This window comes from Streptomyces sp. NPDC006207, assembly GCF_040613835.1.
In the GTDB taxonomy this organism is placed as follows: domain Bacteria; phylum Actinomycetota; class Actinomycetes; order Streptomycetales; family Streptomycetaceae; genus Actinacidiphila.
Genome location: NZ_JBEXSX010000003.1, coordinates 69,653 through 86,851 on the forward strand (window position 1 = coordinate 69,653; position 17,199 = coordinate 86,851).

Below are 17,199 nucleotides of genomic sequence, written 5' to 3' on the forward strand. Positions count from 1 at the left end.
CGTCGCCGACGGTCGACCGTGCTCGCCCGCTCGTTCCTCGCGGGCTCCGCGCGCTCTCCCTTTCGGCAACGGCCGCTCCCCTTCGGCTCACCCGCCGTTCGTACTGCTACTTGCCCGGCACGCGGATGATCAGGGCGTCGCCCTGGCCGCCGCCGCCGCACAGGGCCGCCGCGCCCACGCCGCCGCCGCGGCGCTTCAGCTCCAGGGCGAGGTGCAGGACGATACGGGCACCGGACATGCCGATCGGGTGACCGAGGGCGATGGCGCCGCCGTTGACGTTCACCTTTTCAGGTGTCACGCCCAGGTCCTTCATGGACTGCACGGACACCGCCGCGAAGGCCTCGTTGATCTCGATCAGGTCCAGGTCGCCGACGGACAGCCCCTCCTTCTTCAGGGCGTGCGCGATGGCGTTGGACGGCTGCGACTGCAGCGAGTTGTCCGGGCCGGCCACGTTGCCGTGGGCGCCGATCTCGGCGATCCACTCCAGGCCCAGCTCCTCGGCCTTGGCCTTGCTCATCACGACCACCGCGGCGGCGCCGTCGGAGATCTGCGAGGAGGTGCCCGCGGTGATCGTGCCCTCCTTGCTGAAGGCGGGGCGCAGCTTGGCCAGCGACTCGGCCGTGGTCTCCGCGCGGATGCCCTCGTCCTTGGCGAAGACCACCGGCTCGCCCTTGCGCTGCGGGATCTCCACCGGGGTGATCTCGGCCTCGAACAGGCCGTTCTTCTGCGCGGCGGCCGCCCGCTGGTGGGAGAGCGCGGCGATCTCGTCCTGCTCGGCGCGGCCGATGCCCAGGCGTGTGTTGTGCTTCTCGGTGGACTCGCCCATGGCGATGTCCTCGAAGGCGTCGGTGAGACCGTCGTACGCCATGGCGTCCAGCATCTGGACGGCGCCGTACTTGAAGCCCTCGCGGGACTTCGGCAGCAGGTGCGGGGCGTTGGTCATCGACTCCTGGCCGCCGGCCACGACGACGTCGAACTCACCCGCCCGGATCAATTGGTCGGCGAGGGCGATGGCGTCCAGACCGGACAGGCAGACCTTGTTGATCGTCAGCGCCGGCACGCTCATCGGGATGCCGGCCTTGACCGCGGCCTGACGGGCCGGGATCTGCCCGGCACCCGCCTGGAGCACCTGGCCCATGATCACGTACTGCACCTGGTCACCGCCGATGCCGGCCCGGTCCAGGGCGGCCTTGATGGCGACGGCGCCGAGTTCGGCGCCGGAGAAGGTGCGCAGCGAGCCGAGCAGCCGGCCCATGGGAGTGCGCGCACCCGCGACGATCACGGACGTTCGTGCCTGGCTGGTCATGACGCGGCCCCTTTGCACGGAGGGAAGGTTAACGATGGTTTTCGAGGGTGCTGTCAATGTACTGAGGGGTGGAGCCGGCGGTCACCCGGCAGACGGTGTGATCGCGCGCACGTTGCGTGACCATGCGGACCGGCGGTCCACTGGAGTCATGCTGACGCGAATCGACCACATCGGCATCGCCTGCTTCGACCTCGACAAGACCGTCGAGTTCTACCGTGCCACCTACGGCTTCGAGGTGTTCCACACCGAGGTGAACGAGGAACAGGGCGTGCGCGAGGCCATGCTCAAGATCAACGAGACCTCCGACGGCGGGGCCTCCTACCTCCAGCTGCTGGAGCCCACCCGCGAGGACTCCACCGTCGCCAAGTGGCTGGCCAAGAACGGAGAGGGGGTGCACCACATCGCCTTCGGGACCGAGGACGTCGACGGGGACGCGGCGGCCGTCCGCGACAAGGGCGTGCGGGTGCTCTACGACAGCCCGCGCACGGGTTCCATGGGGTCGCGGATCACCTTCCTGCACCCCAAGGACTGCCACGGTGTGCTCACCGAGCTCGTCACCTCGGCCAAGGACCACTGACCGGAGACGACTCGCCCCGGTAGAGTGGCCTGGCGACCCCGGGGTGGGCTGGGGTACCTGCCCGCGCTTCGGCGTGGGATCGGACACAATTCTCCGCAAGGCCCCGCGGTAAACGGGGCCCCGGGGAATCTCACTCGGTTGGCGGGTGGGTACACCAGGAGACGGATGGGACCGCGGAGTGCGGGGCTACGACCGCTACGAGGTTGAGGACGACCACCTCTCGCAGTTCGAGGCCGAGATGGAGCGGCTTCGTAAGGAGCGGGACAAGGTCGTCCAGCATGCTGACGACCTCGGCTACCAGGTCGAGGTGCTGCGCGCCAAGCTGCACGAGGCGCGCCGTAACCTCGCGACGCGTCCTGCCTACGACAACCTCGGCCACCAGGCCGACCAGTTGCTGCGCAACGCCCAGATCCAGGCCGACCAGCTGCGCGCCGACGCCGAGCGGGAGCTGCGCGAGGCGCGCGCGGCCACCCAGCGGCTGCTCCAGGAGCAGGCCGAGCACCAGGCCCGGGTGGAGGCCGAGTGGCACGCCGAGGCCGTCGCCCGGCGCCGGCGGCTGGACGAGGAACTGGCGGATCGCCGCACCAACGTCGAGAGCCACGTCAACGAGAACGTGGCCTGGGCCGAGCAGCTCCGCGCCCGTGCCGAGGCGCAGGCGCGCCGGCTCATGGAGGAGACCCGAGCGGAGTCGGAGGCCGCGCTGGCCGCCGCCCGCGCCGAGGCCCAGCGGATCGCCGAGGGCGCCCGCGACCGGCTGGAGTCGGAGTCCACGACCGCCCGCGCCGAGGCCGACCAGTTGCTGCGCCGCGCCCGCGCGGACGCCGAGCGGCTGCTGAACGCCGCGGCCAGCCAGGCCCAGGAGGCCACCACCCAGGCCGAGCAGCTGCGCGCCTCCACCCAGAGCGACACCGAACACGCCCGCACCCAGGCCGGCGAGCTCTCCCGCTCCGCCGAGGAGAAGCTGCGCGAGGCCCAGGAGAAGCTGCGCGAGGCGCAGAGCGAGTCCGACCGGCTGCGCGAGGAGGCCGCGGCCAACGCCGCCAAGCGGCTGGCCACCGTCGACGCCGACAACGAGCAGCGCACCCGTACGGCCAAGGCCGAGGTGGCCCGGCTGGTCGCCGAGGCCACCAAGGAGGCGGAGGCCGCCAAGGCCGAGGCCGAGCAGATCCTCGCCGACGCCAGGACCGAGGCCGAACGGCTGCACAGCCAGGCCCAGGAGACCGCCAAGTCCGAGGCGGCCGAGGACGCGGCGGCGGCCCTCGCCAAGGCGGCCCGCACCGCCGAGGAGGTCCTCAACAAGGCCACCGAGGACGCCCGTGCCACCACCCGCGCGGCGAGCGAGGAGGCCGAGCGCATCCGCCGCGAGGCGGAGACCGAGGCGGACCGGCTGCGCGGCCAGGCCGAGGAGTCGGCCGAGGAGCTGCTCGGCACCGCCAAGGACGACACCAAGGAGTACCGCGCCAAGACGGTCGAGCTGCAGGAGGAAGCCCGCAGGCTGCGCGGCGAGGCCGAGCAGCTGCGCGCCGAGGCGGTCGCCGAGGGCGAGCGCATCCGCGGCGAGGCGCGGCGCGAGGCCGTGCAGCAGATCGAGGAGGCGGCCCGGTCCGCCGAGGAGCTGCTGACCAAGGCGAAGGCCGAGGCCGCGGAGCACCGGCAGAAGGCGACCGTCGACTCCGAGAAGGCCCGTACCGAGGCGATCGAGCGCGCCGCGGCGCTGCGCAGGCAGGCCGACGAGCTGCTGGAGCGCGCCCGGGGCGAGGCCGAGCAGGTGCGCACCGAGGCCGAGCAGCAGGCCGAGCAGGTACGAGAGGACGCCGAGGGCGCCGGCCAGGTGCTGCGCGAGGAGGCCGAACGGGCCGCCCAGCGGCTGCGCGACGACGCCGAGGCCGATCTGGTCCGGCTGCGCGAGGAGGCCGAGCGCCGCATCACCGCGGCCGAGGAGGCGCTGCGCGAGGCCCGCACAGAGGCGGAGCGGCTGCGCCGCGAGACCGCCGAGGAGGCGGCCACGCTGCGCACGGAGGTCGCCGAGCGCGTCAGGGCGCTGCAGGAGCAGGCCGAGCAGGAGACGGTGCGGCTGCGGGACGAGGCCGCGGCCGACGCGTCGCAGACCCGGGCCGAGGCCGAGCAGCTCGCCGTCCGGCTGCGGGGCGACGCCGCCGCCGAGGCCGAGCAGTTGCGCACCGACGCCCAGGAGACCGCCGACCGCCTCCGCTCGGAGGCGCAGGAGACCGCGGGACGGTTGCGGGCCGAGGCGGCCGAGGCGCTGTCCGCCGCCCAGGAGGAGGCCGCACGCCGCCGCCGCGAGGCCGAGGAGTTGCTGGCCGCGGCCCGCGGCGAGGCGGAGCAGGAGCGCGCCCAGGCCGGTCGCGAGGGCGAGGAGCTGCTGGCGGCCGCCCGCAAGCGGGTGGAGGAGGCCGGCGCCGAGGCGGAACGGCTGGTCGCCGAGGCCGAGCGGCACGCCGCCGAGCTGGTCGGCGCGGCCGAGCAGACCGCCCAGCAGGTGCGGGACTCGGTCAACGGGCTGCACGAGCAGGCCGAGGAGGAGATCGCCGGGCTGCGCTCGGCGGCCGAGCACGCCGCGGAACGCCTGCGGTCCGAGGCCCAGGAGGCCGCGGACCGGCTGCACGCGGACGCCAACGCCGAGCGCGAGCGCGCCACCGAGGACGCCCAGCGGCTGCGGCGCGAGTCGCAGGAGGAGGCCGAGGAGGCCCGGCAGCTCGCCGACCGCACCGTCGGCGAGGCGATCGAGGAGGCGGACCGGCTGCGGGTGGAGACCCGCGACGAGTCCAACCGGCAGCGGGTGGAGGCCGCGGAACAGGCCGACCGGCTGCTCACCGAGGCGATCGAGGAGGCCGACCGGCTCCGCGCCGACGCCGCCGCCCGGGCCGAGGAGACCGTGGGCAAGGCGCAGCGCGACGCCGAGCGGCTGGCCATCCTGGCCAAGGACGCACTCGACTCCGCCGAGCGCGACGCCGAGGAGCGCCGCCGTGCGGCCGAGGAGGCGCTGGGCACCGCCGAGGCGGAGGCCCGCCGCATCCTCGACGAGGCGCGCGACGAGGCCAACAAGCGCCGCACGGAAGCGGCCCAGCAGGCCGACCAGCTGATCACCAGGGCCCGCGCCGAAGCGGAGCGGCTGGGCATCCTCGCCAAGGACGCACTCGACTCCGCCGAGCGCGACGCCGAGGCGGCCCGCTCGGAGTCCGACCGGATCCGGGACGAGGCGCGCGAGGACGCCAACAAGCGCCGCGCCGAGGCCGCGGGGCAGGCGGACGAGCTGATCTCCCAGGCGCAGGGCGAGGCGCTCAAGATCGGCACCACCGCGGAGGAGCAGGCCGACACGATGGTCGGCGCCGCCCGCAAGGAGGCCGACCGGATCGTCGGCGAGGCCACCTCCGAGAGCAACGGCATGGTGGAGCGGGCCCGTACGGACGCCGACACGCTGCTGGAGGAGGCCCGCAGGGACGCCACCGCCATCCGCGAGCGCGCGGAGGAGCTGCGGCAGCGCGTCGAGGCCGAGGTCGAGGAACTGCACGAGCGGGCCCGTAGCGAGTCGGCCGCCACGATGAAGTCGGCGGGCGAGCGGGTCGACAAGCTGGTCGAGGCCGCCACCGAGCAGCTGGAGAAGGCCGAGGCCAAGGCCCGCGAGCTGGTCACGGAAGCCGAGGCCAGGGCCGAGGAGACCCGGTCCACCGCGAGCGCGGAGGCCAGCAAGGTCCGCATCGCCGCGGTGAAGAAGGCCGAGGAACTGCTCAAGGGGGCCGAGCAGAAGAAGAACGACACGGAGCGGGAGGCGGAGCGGGTGCGGAGCGAGGCCCGCGCCGAGGCCGAGCGCATCGTGACCGAAGGCAAGAAGGAGCTCGAGGTGCTGAGCCGGCGCCGCCAGGACATCAACGCGGAGATCACCCGTGTGCAGGATGTCCTTGAGGCACTGGAGTCATTCCAGCAGCCGATCGACGGGGGAAAGAGCAACAGTCAGAACGCCACGCAGAACGGTAAGAACACGGTCACTGCAGGTGCAGCGGCCGGCACGACCCGGACAGGGAGCAAGCGGTCCGACGATGCGCCACTCGATTGAGCGGTCATTGTGCACAGTTACTGGACAGTGACTGTAAGACACGCCGCTTGGGCCCCTAGGATTCCCCCTATCACCCCACCCGGTCTGAATTGACAGGAACCCCATGAGCGACACTTCCTCCCCCTTCGGCTTCGAGCTCGTGCGGCGCGGATACGACCGCGGGCAGGTGGACGACCGCATCACCAAGCTCGTCGCCGACCGTGACAGTGCACTGGCCCGGATCAATGCGCTGGAGAAGCGCATCGAGGAACTCCACCTCGAGACCCAGAACGCGCAGGCGCAGGTCAACGACGCCGAGCCGTCGTACGCCGGTCTCGGCGCGCGGGTGGAGAAGATCCTCCGCCTCGCCGAGGAGGAGGCGAAGGACCTGCGCGAGGAGGCCCGCCGGGCCGCCGAGCAGCACCGCGAGCTGGCCGAGTCCGCCGCCACCCAGGTGCGCAACGACGCCGAGTCCTACGCCGCCGAGCGCAAGACCAAGGCCGAGGACGAGGGCGAGCGCATCGTCGAGAAGGCCAAGGGTGAGGCCGGCCAGCTGCGCGCCGACGCGCAGAAGGACGCGCAGGCCAAGCGCGAGGAGGCGGACGCCCTCTTCGAGGAGACCCGCGCCAAGGCGGCCCAGGCCGCGGCCGACTTCGAGACCAACCTGGCCAAGCGCCGCGAGCAGTCCGAGCGTGACCTGGCGTCCCGTCAGGCCAAGGCCGAGAAGCGCCTCGCCGAGATCGAGCACCGCGCCGAGCAGCTCCGCCTGGAGGCCGAGAAGCTGCGCACCGACGCCGAGCGCCGGGCCCGCCAGACGGTGGAGACCGCGCAGCGCCAGGCCGAGGACATCGTGGCCGACGCGAACGCCAAGGCGGACCGCATCCGCAGCGAATCCGAGCGCGAGCTGGCGGCGCTCACCAACCGCCGCGACAGCATCAACGCCCAGCTGACCAACGTCCGCGAGATGCTGGCCACGCTGACCGGTGCGGCGGTCGCCGCGGCCGGCGCCCCCGCCGACGACGAGCCCGTCTCGCGCGGCGTCCCGGCCCAGCGCTGACGTCCCACCGGTCTTCCGGAGCACATCGAGCCCCCTGTCCCCTCGGCAGGGGGCTCGGTCGTGTGCGGGAGCGCAAACGGGGGCGTGAATTCCGCGTGCATCGCGCGCCGCGGCCAAATAGTGTATGCGGCATGATCGAGCTGCAGGGGCTGACCAAGCGGTACGGCGACAAGACCGCGGTGGACGACCTCACCTTCACGGTGCGGCCGGGGGTGGTGACCGGCTTCCTCGGCCCCAACGGGGCGGGCAAGTCGACGACGATGCGCATGATGCTGGACCTGGACAATCCGACCAGCGGCAGCATCCGCATCGACGGCAAGCACTACCGCGAACTCCACGAACCGCTCAAGCACATCGGGGCGTTGCTCGAGGCCAAGGCCATCCACGGCGGCCGCACGGCGTACAACCACCTGCTGTGCCTGGCCCAGTCCAACCGCATCCCGGCCCGCCGGGTCGACGAGGTGCTGGAGACCGTCGGTCTCGCGCCCGTCGCCAAGAAGCGTTCCAAGGGGTTCTCCCTCGGCATGGGACAGCGTCTCGGCATCGCCGCGGCGCTGCTGGGCGACCCCGAGATCCTGATGTTCGACGAGCCGGTCAACGGACTGGACCCGGAGGGCATCCACTGGATCCGCAACCTGATGAAGGGGCTGGCCGCGCAGGGCCGCACGGTCTTCGTCTCCAGCCACCTCATGAGCGAGATGGCGCTCACCGCCGAGCACCTGATCGTGATCGGCCGCGGCAAGCTGATGGCGGACACGACGATGGCGGACTTCATCGCCGAGAACTCCCGCTCCTACGTGCGCGTCCGCACCCCCGAGCCGGAGAAGTTCAGGGACGCGCTGGCGGCCGCGTCGATCACCTCGGTGGTCGACGACGAGGGCGCCTTCGAGATCGAGGGCGCGGAGTCCGCCAAGATCGGTGAACTCGCCGCCCGGCACCAACTGGTGCTGCACGAGCTCAGCCCCCAGCAGGCCTCCCTGGAGCAGGCCTTCATGCAACTCACCGCCGAGTCGGTGGAGTACCACGCCGGTGGGGCCGCGGCGGAGGCCGGCGAGGCCGCGGCCCCCGCGCCCCAGTGGGGCGCCGCCTGGAACACGCACACCGGAAAGGAAGCCTGACATGGCAGCGACCACCGCTGTTCTGCAGTCGGAGTGGACCAAGGTCAGGACCGTCCGGTCGACCGTGTGGACGCTGGCGTCCGCCGCCGTCCTGACCATCGTCATCAGCGGTCTGTTCTGCCTGCTCTTCCGCACCCAGTGGGACACCATCGAAGAGGGCGCCCGCGCCCAGTTCGACGCCACCGCCCAGAGCCTGTCCGGTCTCTTCCTCGGTCAACTCGCGCTGATCACCTTCGGCGTGCTGATCATCTCCAGCGAGTACAGCACGGGCATGATCAGGGCCTCGCTCTCGGCGGTACCGCAGCGTGCGACCTTCTACCTCTCCAAGGTCGCCGTCGCCGCCGGCATCACCTTCGTCCTCGGGGTGATCGTCAGCTTCGTCTCCTTCTTCATCGGGCAGGCCGTCCTCGGCGGTGACCTCGACACCTCGATCAGCGATCCGGGGGTGCTGCGCGCGGTCTTCGGGGCCGGCCTCTACATGACGCTGATGGTGCTCTTCGCGGTCGGCGTCGCGACGATGCTGCGCAGCCCGCTGGTCTCACTGGGCATCCTCATCCCCTTCTTCTTCCTGATCTCCGGGATCCTCTCGGCCGTGCCGGGCGCCAAGGAGGTGGCCCGGTACTTCCCGGACCAGGCCGGCAGCAAGATCATGCGGGCCACGATCGCCCCGGACGACCCCGCCCCGTACAGCGCGTGGGGCGGACTCGGCATCATGGCGCTGTGGGTGGTCGTCGCGCTGATCGGCGGCTACGCGCTGCTGAAGAAGCGGGACGCCTGACCGCTCCCGGGCAATTCCGGCCTCACGGGGCGGGAACCGATCCCGCCCCGCTAGCCTCCTAATCCTCATGGGGGCGAGCGCCGCCCCGCGGACTGTTCGTCGAGGGGCGGAGCATGATCGAGGCAGTCGGCCTCACCAAGACCTACGGCAGCAAGACGGCCGTGTACAACCTGTCCTTCCAGGTGCGGCCCGGCATGGTGACCGGCTTCCTGGGGCCCAACGGCTCCGGGAAGTCGACCACGATGCGGATGATCCTGGGCCTGGACACGCCCACGGCCGGACGCGTGACCGTCGGCGGACAGCCGTTCCGGCAGCTGCCCAACGCCCCGCGCCGGGTGGGCGCGCTGCTGGACGCCAAGGCCGTGCACGGCGGGCGCAGCGCGCGCCAGCACCTGCTGTGCCTGGCGCAGTTGTCCGGGATCCCGGCCCGCCGGGTGGACGAGGTGCTGGGCGTGGTGGGCCTGCAGGAGGTCGCGCGCAGGCGCTCCAAGGGCTTCTCGCTCGGCATGGGGCAGCGCCTCGGCATCGCGGCGGCGCTGCTGGGCGACCCCGAGGTGCTGCTCTTCGACGAGCCGGTCAACGGTCTGGACCCGGAGGGCATCCACTGGGTACGCCATCTGATGCGCAAGCTCGCCTCGGAGGGCCGTACGGTCTTCGTCTCCTCGCACCTGATGAGCGAGATGGCGCTCACCGCGGACCACCTGATCGTGATCGGCCGCGGGCAGCTGCTGGCCGACATGAGCGTCAAGGACTTCATCGCGCGCAACTCCACCGGCTTCGCCGTGGTCCGCACCCCGGACGTGGCCGCGGACCGGGACAGGCTCACGAAGGCGCTGACCGAGGCGGGCGCGCAGGTGCAGCAGGAACAGGACGGCGCGCTGCGCGTGACCGGTCTTGAACTGCCGCGGATCAGCGACGTCGCGCACGAGTCCGAGGTGCGGCTGTGGGAGCTCTCGCCCCACCAGGCCTCGCTCGAGGAGGCCTACATGCGCCTCACCAACAGCGCCGTCGACTACCGCTCCACCGCCGACCCGCGGCAGGGCCTGCAGCAGCCCGGCGGTGCGCCGGCCCCCGGCGGCTGGGGCATGCCGCCGCAGGCGCCCTACCCGCAGCCCGTCCCGCAGCAACCGCCGTACGGGTACGGCTACGGGCACCCGCAGCCCCCGGTGCCGCCGTACGCGGCGCCGGTGCCGCCGGCCCCCGGCGCGGCGCCTGCCGCGCCCGTGAACCCGTACGCGCAGCCGCCCGTGCCGCCCGGCGCCCCCGTACCGCCGGCGGTGCCCGCCGCTCCCGCGGCTCCCGCCGCCCCGCCCGCCCCGCAGCCGACCCAGCCCGTCGAGGACGCCCGATGACCGCCCCCGTCCACCCGGCTCCGCAGTTCTCCTCCACCGTCCCGGTGCAGAGGACCCACCTCGGCCACGCGCTGAAGTCCGAGTGGACCAAGATCCGTACGGTGCGCTCCACGCTGTGGACGCTCGGCGTCATGCTGCTGCTGATCCTCGGCATCAACCTGCTCGTCGTCGGCCTGGGCTCGACCGAGAACGTCTCCGACCCGGTGCTCGGCTTCGGCCTGTTCGGGGTGCTCCTCGGCCAGCTCTGCGTCATGACGCTCGGCGTGCTGGTGATCAGTTCCGAGTACGGCACGGGCATGATCCGCACGACCCTCACCGCGTGCCCGCAGCGCGGCCGGGTGCTCACCGCGAAGGCGATCGTCTTCTTCGCGCTCACCTTCACCGTCACCACCGTGGCCTGCGCGCTCACCGCGCTGATGAACTACGCCACCTTCGGCGGCAGGTCCGTGGGCGACGACACCTACGTGGGCGCTCGGCTCGTCATCGAGGACGGCCTCACCACCGCGAGCGGCACCCAGTGGCTGGGCGCCACCGTCGGCGTCGGCCTGTACGTGGCGCTGCTCGGGCTGCTCTCGCTGGCCGTGGGCGCGCTGCTGCGGCACTCCGCGGGCGCGATCACCACGATGATGGGCGTGGTCCTGCTGCCGCTGATCATCGCGATCTTCATGCAGTCGGACAGCCTCCGCAAGGTGCAGGAGAAGCTGATCGAGTACTCCTCCCCCAACGCCATCGCGTCGCTCTACCAGATGCCGATGCTGGAGAACGGCGACGCCGACGGCGTGCGCCAGTTGATCGGGCTCGCGATCATCACGGCCGTCGCCCTGGGCGCGGCCTACGCGGCGCTCGCCAAGCGCGACGTCTGACCCGGGACACCGGGCTTCCGCTCCACGGTCAGTACCGGGGGGCGTTCCGGGACCGCTGGAGCCGTGCGCTCCGGCGGTCCCTGGCGTTCCAGCAGGCGGTGTGCCAGTGGCGCCGGTCCTCCACGCCGCCGTGCTCCGGCCAGGCCACCAGGTGCCCGACGCCCGGCGGGATCTCCTGGTCGCAACCGGGGCAGCGGTAGTGCTTGCCAGCCGGACTCCCGCTCAGCTGGCGGACGGTCCACTGCTCGCCCTGCCAGCTCTCCACACGCTCCGGGCCCCTGGCCGGTCCGGCCTCGGGACGCTCCTCGGCTCTGCCGGCGGCGCCTCGGGGGCGGTTTCGGCGCGGGGACACGGGCACACACCTCATGCGGTTCGGGGGACTCGGGGCCGCCAACCAGCGTACGCGTAGCGCGGACCGTGCCGGGTACCCGGTCGGGGAACCCCCCATTCCGGCCATCGCCGCGAAAATCATGAAATCGCGGTGCGCGGACCGTGCCTTTGGCACGTGTCAGGCGTTAGTGCCAGTAGGGGAGCCGTGTCGGCCACCGAGGAAGGTGTGAAGCACGATGCGTGTCGGTACTTTCGTCCTCGCCGCCCAGTTCCCGGGGCAGGGACCGGGGGAGGCGCTGCACCGCGCGGTGCGGTCCGCAGAGGCGGCGGAGCGGGCCGGGCTGGACTCCGTATGGCTGGCGGAGCACCACTTCGTGCCGTACGGCGTGTGCCCGTCGGCTGTGACGCTCGCCGCGCTGCTGCTGGGCAGGACGCGCCGGATCGGGATCGGTACGGCCGTGAGCGTCCTGCCGACCGCGCACCCCGTGGCGCTCGGCGAGCAGGCGGCGCTGCTGCACATCGCCTCGGGCGCCCGCTTCACGCTGGGCGTGGGCCGCGGCGGCCCCTGGGTGGACCTGGAGGTCTTCGGCGCCGGACTCGCCGCCTTCGAGAAGGGTTTCCCCGAGTCGCTGGACCTGCTGCTGCGCTGGCTCCGTGAGCCGCGCGTGGGGGCCTCGGGTGAACGATTCGCCTTCCGCGAGGTCGACGTCGTGCCGCGGGCGGACGAGTTCGAGGAGCCCAGCGGGCCGCCGGTCGTCGTCGCCTGCACCTCGCCGGGCAGCGTCCGGCTCGCGGCACGCAGGGGTCTGCCGATGCTGCTCGGCATGCACTGCGGCGACGAGGACAAAGCTGCCATGGTCGCAATGTGGCAGGCCGAGGCGCGCGATGCGGGGCTTTCACCCGAAATGGTGGCCACGGCGGAACATGTCTCCGCGGGCGTCGTACAGATCGCGGACCGCCGTGCGGACGCCGTGGAGACCCTCACCAAGGCGATGCCCGGCTGGCTCCAGCGGGGTCTCGCCGCGCACCGCACGGTAGACGGCCGGCCCCGGACGATGCGCGATCCGCTCGCCTACACCGAACTCCTCTGCGACCTCCACCCCGTGGGCCCGCCCGCGCTGTGCGCCGACCGGCTGGCCGCCACCGCCGAGCGGACCGGCATCAGCCGCTTCGCCCTGCTCGTCGAGGGCTCCGGCGATCTCGCGGCCACCGAGGAGAACGTGGCGCGGCTCGGCAGCGAAGTGCTCCCGCAATTGGCCTGATTGAAACATCAAAGAGCAGTGGTGCGACCAACGGCGGGAGCACCCTGCCCGGTTCAGCAGTCCCGCAGCTCCGGGGACTGGTTCAGCAGCTGTGCGCGTACGGAGGTGAAGGTGGCGTAACGCCCGTCGACCGCCGGGTCCAGCGGGAACACCGCGACCCGGTGGCAGTTCTGGAACGCCAGCCGGACCCCGAAGTGCCGCTGCAGGGCCCCCCGTATCGCGTCACTCGCCAGGGCGCGGAGCAGCTGCCCGCGCGCGTGCTCGTCCGGCGGAGGTACCTGGTTGTCGGCGAACTCGCCGCCGTCCACCTTGAGTTGTGCCGCCAGAGAGCTGATCATGTCCCATGCGTAAGGCAGGGAAGTCCGGACGCAGTCGACGAATTCCCGTTCGTCGACCTCGCCTCGCTCGGCCTGTTCGAGGAGGGCCGGTGAGACGTCGAGCGACATGAGTACTCCTCTCGTGACCCCCCTGTCCGAGGAGTCAGACGGACTACGGAGAGAAGCCGCCCAGAGTTCTCCCGCGCGACGGCTTCCACCCACAACCGTAGGCGGAGAGGTCCCATGACACTAGGCGCGAGCGCTCACAACAGGCCATTTTCCGACCGCGCCCGGTAGCGAGTAACGTTGCCGACCATGCGTCTCGTCATCGCCCGTTGCTCCGTGGACTACGCGGGCCGGCTCTCCGCCCATCTGCCGTCGGCCACCAGGCTGCTCCTGGTCAAGGCCGACGGCAGCGTCTCCGTCCACGCCGACGACCGTGCCTACAAGCCGCTGAACTGGATGTCGCCGCCCTGCACGCTCAAGGAGGGTGGGGACGGGGTCTGGACGGTCACCAACAAGGCCGGCGAGCAGCTGATCATCACCATCGAGGACGTGCTGCACGACTCCACGCACGAACTCGGGGTCGACCCCGGCCTGATCAAGGACGGCGTCGAGGCCCACCTCCAGGAGCTGCTGGCCGACCGCATGGAGGTGCTCGGCGAGGGCTGGAGCCTCGTCCGCCGCGAGTACCCGACGGCCATCGGCCCGGTGGACATCCTGGGCCGGGACGCGTCCGGCACGACCGTCGCCGTCGAGATCAAGCGCCGCGGAGAGATCGACGGCGTCGAGCAGCTCACCCGCTACCTCGAACTCCTCAACCGGGACCCCCTGCTGGCGCCCGTGAAGGGCGTCTTCGCGGCCCAGGAGATCAAGCCGCAGGCGCGCGTCCTCGCCACGGACCGCGGCATCGACTGCGTCGTCCTCGACTACGACGCGCTGCGCGGCATCGAGGACGACAAGCTCCGCCTCTTCTGACCCCAGGTCCCGGAGCGGCCGCGGGCACGCACCACGGCGCGGCCCGGCGGTCGGCAGACCACCGCGGCCGCGCCGTGACGGGCGCCGGTCAGGCGATCGTTCCGGACGTGGAGGACTCGTCCACCGGGGTACCGGGATCCGTGGTGGCGACCGCGGTCTCGGAGGGCCCGCCGGCGCTGGTGGTGTCGCTGGGCTCGGTCGTCTCCGTGGGATCCGGCGACGCCGGGGGGGACGTCGGGGGCTCGCTGCTCGGCGTGGTCGAGGGCTGTGTCGGCGACTTGGTCGGCGTCTTCGACGGCGTCGGCTTTCCGGGGGTCCCACCGCCCGGCTTCTTCGTCGGTGACGTCTCCCCGCCCCCCGGCTGCTCGGTCTCCCCGTCGCCCGTACCCGGGTCGACCGCACCGCCCGGCGCGCCCGGCGCGCCGGTGGACCCCGGCGTGGTGCCGCTCGCGGAGGGTCTGGGCCGTCGGCTGGAGCCGGGGCTCGGGGCGTCCTCGGCCGGGAAGCCATCGTCCGCGTTGTCCTCCTGGGCGGACTCGACCGGCTTGACGTTCATGGGTGTGTTCTGGTCACCGCCGGAGGCCGTCGTGCCGAGGGTGACGACGGTGCCGAGGACGGCGGCCAGCAGGGCGCCCGCGCCGGCGGCGACGAGGTTGCGGCGGGAACCGGTGAGGGCGATCCGGCGCGGGGCGGCGGCCGCCGCGGCAAGGCGCTTGCTGATGATCGTCGCGGGCGCATCGGACATGTCGGTGCCCGCCGCCGGGGTCTCGACGCCCGCGAGGCCCGTACCGGGCACAGGGCCGCCCGCGCGGTCCACGACGAGCGCGAGGGTGCGGCGCCCCACCGTGGTGCCCTGACGGTCCGCGAGGGCGCCGCGCAGGGCTATCGAGGCCTCCAGTTCGCTGCGGGCCCGGTCCAGGTTGCCGAGGCACAGCGCCAGGACGCCGAGTTCGTGGAGGAAGTACGCCTCCTCGGCCACCTCCCCGGCGAGCCGGGCGGCCTCCTGGCCGACGCGCAGCGCACGCTCCCACGCGCTCCAGTGCATGGCGGCCGCCAGGACGGGCGCCACCGCACGGGCCAGGAGCACGGCCGCGCTGGTGTGCCCGCCGTCGCGGGCGGCACTCAGGGCACCGAGGATGGCCTCCGCCTCGGCGGCGACGCGCTTCGGGGTGACGGAGGGGTGCCCGGCCCACCAGGCGTAGTGCTGGGCTGCGGCCAGCGCCTGCGGTGAGCCCTCGGCGGCGGCCTCCGCGGCCAGTCCGTCCACCAGGGCCAGTTGGCTGCTCACACCGGCCGCCAGGCGGTGGTGCGCCGCGACGGGGACGGCGAGCCCGACGGCCACGATCTCGCCGAGCGCCGCATCGCCGTGGGTGTCGCCGACGAGCGCCGGCAGGTGGGCCTGGTGCGGGCACTCGCCGCCCAGGGCCACCGCGAAGCGCAGCGCCTCCTGCGCCGAGGCGCCGAGGCGGGAGGCGAGCAGGGCGGCGGGCGCGGCGCTCTCGGCGAGCGAGGGCAGCGGCACGTGCGAGGCCGACGCGCCCGGCTCGGTGCCGAAGGGCGCGTCGACGGAAAGTTCGTCCGTCGCGTCCACGTCGCCCCACACGGACTCGTCGGCCGCGAGGATCTCCGCCCCGAGCGCGTCGCGCTGCCGCAGCAGCGCACCGGCCTGGACGAAGCGCAGCGGCAGGCCCTCGGACTCGAACCACAGGTCGGCCGCCCAGGCGGTCTCCTCCTCCACCAGGGGGCGGCCCGCGGAGAGCTCCAGCAGTTCCAGGCAGGCGACCCGGGGCAGTCCGGGAAGGAAGACCTCTTCGACCAGGGAGTCGCCGGCGGGGGCCGGCACGTCGGGCGTCGCGGACACCAGGAAGGCGCACTCGGGCGCCGCCGCGAGCAGTTCCTCCAGGGAGGCGCCGCCGAACTCCAGGTCGTCCAGGACGACGACCCCGCCGATGTCGCGCAGCAGCTCCAGCAGGCGGCTGCGCTCGGGGCGGTAGTCCTCGGTGTCGTAGACGGTGGCGAAGAGCTCCTGCAGCAGGTCGCTGGGGGTCCGCCGGTAGCCCGAGAGCCGGATCACGCCGTCGGGGGCGAGGTCCTCGCAGGCCCGGGCCACCGCGTCGAGCAGCACGCTGCGGCCGGCGCCGGAGGGCCCGGTGACGCGCACCGAACGGCCCCGGGAGAGCAGCCGCACCAGGCGCTTGCGCTCCTCCTCGCGCTCCAGCAGCGGGAGCTCGGGGGCGCGTGGCCCCGGCGGCACCGTCGGCCGGGCGGCGGCGGTCAGCGCGGCGCGTTCCTCCGCCGTGCGCCGAACGGGTGCGGGCAGGTCGCCGGGGGCGAGGGAGCTGACCTCGCTGCCGTCGACGGGGTTGAGGGTCAGCCTGCAGTCGCCCACGAGGAGTTCGACGACGCGTGGCGCGTCGCCGTCCCCCGTGCCCGCCCCGACCTCCAGGGCGAGCGGGTCGCGCGGCGGCCGGCCGACGCGCGGCGTCGGCGCGGTGCCGTCCTCCGCGCCGCCGGCCGATGTCACGTCGGCAAAGCCCGTGGAGTCCTGTCGTGCGCCGTACTCGTCACCGGTCATGTCGGGTCCGTGTGGGTCCATTAGTCTCCGCCCCCCATTTGCGTCGCAGCAGGGCCTCACCGGGCCCGTGGTCGCGCCGTGGGACCGGTCCGGCTCCCCTCCTCGGCGTACGGGGTTGAGGCACGCCGGAACCGAACCCTAAACCTTCCCGCAGCGTGTGCGAAGCCCAGGGCGGCGATGCCGCCCTTGCGTCCGAATCTGTCCGGGGTTGCCGCTTGCGTCTCAGCGCGCCCGGTGGGTGCGCTAGGTCCGCGGCAGTGCTTCTGCCGCGATTCCCCCCTCGATGACCAGGATGCGGTGCAGCCGCGTGGCGACCAGCAGGCGCTGCATCTGCGCGGGCACGCCCCGCAGGACCAGGCGCCGGTCGGCCCGGCCGCAGCGGCGGTGCGCCCCCATGATGACCCCCAGACCCGTCGCGTCCCACGAGTCGAGTTCGGTCAGGTCGAGCACGAGGTCGCCGTGGCCGCCGTCCACGGCGCTGTGCAGGACCTTGCGGGCGTCCGCCGCGGTGCGGACGTCGAGGCGGCCCCCGACGACCAGCTCGGCGTGATCGCCCCTGATGTGCATTACGCCTCCCCGTGGAGTGAATGGGTGGAACTGCCGTGGTTCTACGTAACTGACGGTCCGTCGTA

14 protein-coding genes are annotated in these 17,199 nt (G+C 72.9%); 9 read left to right on the plus strand and 5 right to left on the minus strand.

Translation table 11 applies throughout. The features are described from left to right. Positions 1 to 106: 106 nt before the first annotated feature. A complete protein-coding gene (locus ABZ312_RS02985; protein ID WP_500325565.1) occupies positions 107 to 1,282 on the minus strand; it encodes an acetyl-CoA C-acetyltransferase in 1,176 nt (391 codons plus the stop codon). Positions 1,283 to 1,454: 172 nt separating this feature from the next. Here ABZ312_RS02985 and mce point away from each other — a divergent pair, with 172 nt between their 5' ends. From mce to ABZ312_RS03020, 7 genes are all read left to right on the plus strand, one after another. After that, on the plus strand, positions 1,455 to 1,883 hold the full coding sequence (gene mce / locus ABZ312_RS02990) for a methylmalonyl-CoA epimerase (protein ID WP_361800906.1): 429 nt from the start codon (positions 1,455 to 1,457) through the stop codon (positions 1,881 to 1,883). Positions 1,884 to 2,061: 178 nt separating this feature from the next. Then, positions 2,062 to 5,958 carry a polarized growth protein Scy gene (gene scy / locus ABZ312_RS02995; RefSeq protein ID WP_500359866.1) on the plus strand — a complete coding sequence of 1,299 codons (3,897 nt, stop codon included), beginning with the start codon at positions 2,062 to 2,064 and terminating at the stop codon, positions 5,956 to 5,958. Between the two features lie 103 nt (positions 5,959 to 6,061). Then, entirely contained in the window at positions 6,062 to 6,994 is a 933-nt protein-coding gene (locus ABZ312_RS03000; RefSeq protein WP_018563504.1) for a coiled-coil domain-containing protein, read from the plus strand. A 131-nt stretch (positions 6,995 to 7,125) separates the two neighbouring features. Further along, positions 7,126 to 8,112: an ABC transporter ATP-binding protein gene (locus ABZ312_RS03005; RefSeq protein ID WP_500359867.1), complete on the plus strand. Its 987-nt coding sequence runs from the start codon at positions 7,126 to 7,128 to the stop codon at positions 8,110 to 8,112. Position 8,113: 1 nt separating this feature from the next. Continuing rightward, positions 8,114 to 8,890, plus strand: a complete 777-nt coding sequence (locus tag ABZ312_RS03010; RefSeq protein WP_500325325.1) for an ABC transporter permease — start codon at positions 8,114 to 8,116, stop codon at positions 8,888 to 8,890. A gap of 113 nt (positions 8,891 to 9,003) precedes the next feature. Then, positions 9,004 to 10,242, plus strand: a complete 1,239-nt coding sequence (locus tag ABZ312_RS03015; protein ID WP_500325327.1) for an ABC transporter ATP-binding protein — start codon at positions 9,004 to 9,006, stop codon at positions 10,240 to 10,242. Further along, positions 10,239 to 11,105 (plus strand): ABC transporter permease, encoded by an 867-nt coding sequence (locus ABZ312_RS03020; RefSeq protein ID WP_500325328.1) that lies wholly within the window; start codon positions 10,239 to 10,241, stop codon positions 11,103 to 11,105. Before ABZ312_RS03015 ends, ABZ312_RS03020 begins: the two co-directional genes overlap by 4 nt. A 28-nt stretch (positions 11,106 to 11,133) precedes the next feature. Here the strand turns inward: ABZ312_RS03020 and ABZ312_RS03025 are convergent, their stop codons facing one another. Next, positions 11,134 to 11,457 carry an Rv1322 family protein gene (locus ABZ312_RS03025; protein ID WP_500358256.1) on the minus strand — a complete coding sequence of 108 codons (324 nt, stop codon included), beginning with the start codon at positions 11,455 to 11,457 and terminating at the stop codon, positions 11,134 to 11,136. 214 nt (positions 11,458 to 11,671) lie between these two features. On the opposite strand from ABZ312_RS03025, the gene ABZ312_RS03030 reads away from it, so the two are divergent. Then, complete coding sequence (locus tag ABZ312_RS03030) at positions 11,672 to 12,697, plus strand: LLM class flavin-dependent oxidoreductase (RefSeq protein ID WP_500436291.1); 1,026 nt, start codon at positions 11,672 to 11,674, stop codon at positions 12,695 to 12,697. 53 nt (positions 12,698 to 12,750) lie between these two features. Here ABZ312_RS03030 and ABZ312_RS03035 read toward each other — a convergent pair whose 3' ends face one another. Continuing rightward, the gene (locus ABZ312_RS03035; RefSeq protein WP_018563511.1) at positions 12,751 to 13,143 is read right to left on the minus strand and encodes an SCO5389 family protein; all 393 of its coding nucleotides are present in this window, start codon (positions 13,141 to 13,143) and stop codon (positions 12,751 to 12,753) included. Between the two features lie 186 nt (positions 13,144 to 13,329). Here ABZ312_RS03035 and nucS point away from each other — a divergent pair, with 186 nt between their 5' ends. Further along, entirely contained in the window at positions 13,330 to 13,992 is a 663-nt protein-coding gene (gene nucS / locus ABZ312_RS03040; protein ID WP_500325332.1) for an endonuclease NucS, read from the plus strand. An 88-nt stretch (positions 13,993 to 14,080) separates the two neighbouring features. Here nucS and ABZ312_RS03045 read toward each other — a convergent pair whose 3' ends face one another. Together ABZ312_RS03045 and ABZ312_RS03050 are read right to left on the minus strand one after the other, a co-directional pair. Further along, positions 14,081 to 16,588, minus strand: coding sequence for an ATP-binding protein (locus tag ABZ312_RS03045; RefSeq protein WP_500436292.1), 2,508 nt, complete (start codon positions 16,586 to 16,588; stop codon positions 14,081 to 14,083). A gap of 222 nt (positions 16,589 to 16,810) precedes the next feature. After that, positions 16,811 to 17,134, minus strand: coding sequence for an STAS domain-containing protein (locus tag ABZ312_RS03050; RefSeq protein ID WP_018563514.1), 324 nt, complete (start codon positions 17,132 to 17,134; stop codon positions 16,811 to 16,813). Positions 17,135 to 17,199 lie beyond the last annotated feature (65 nt).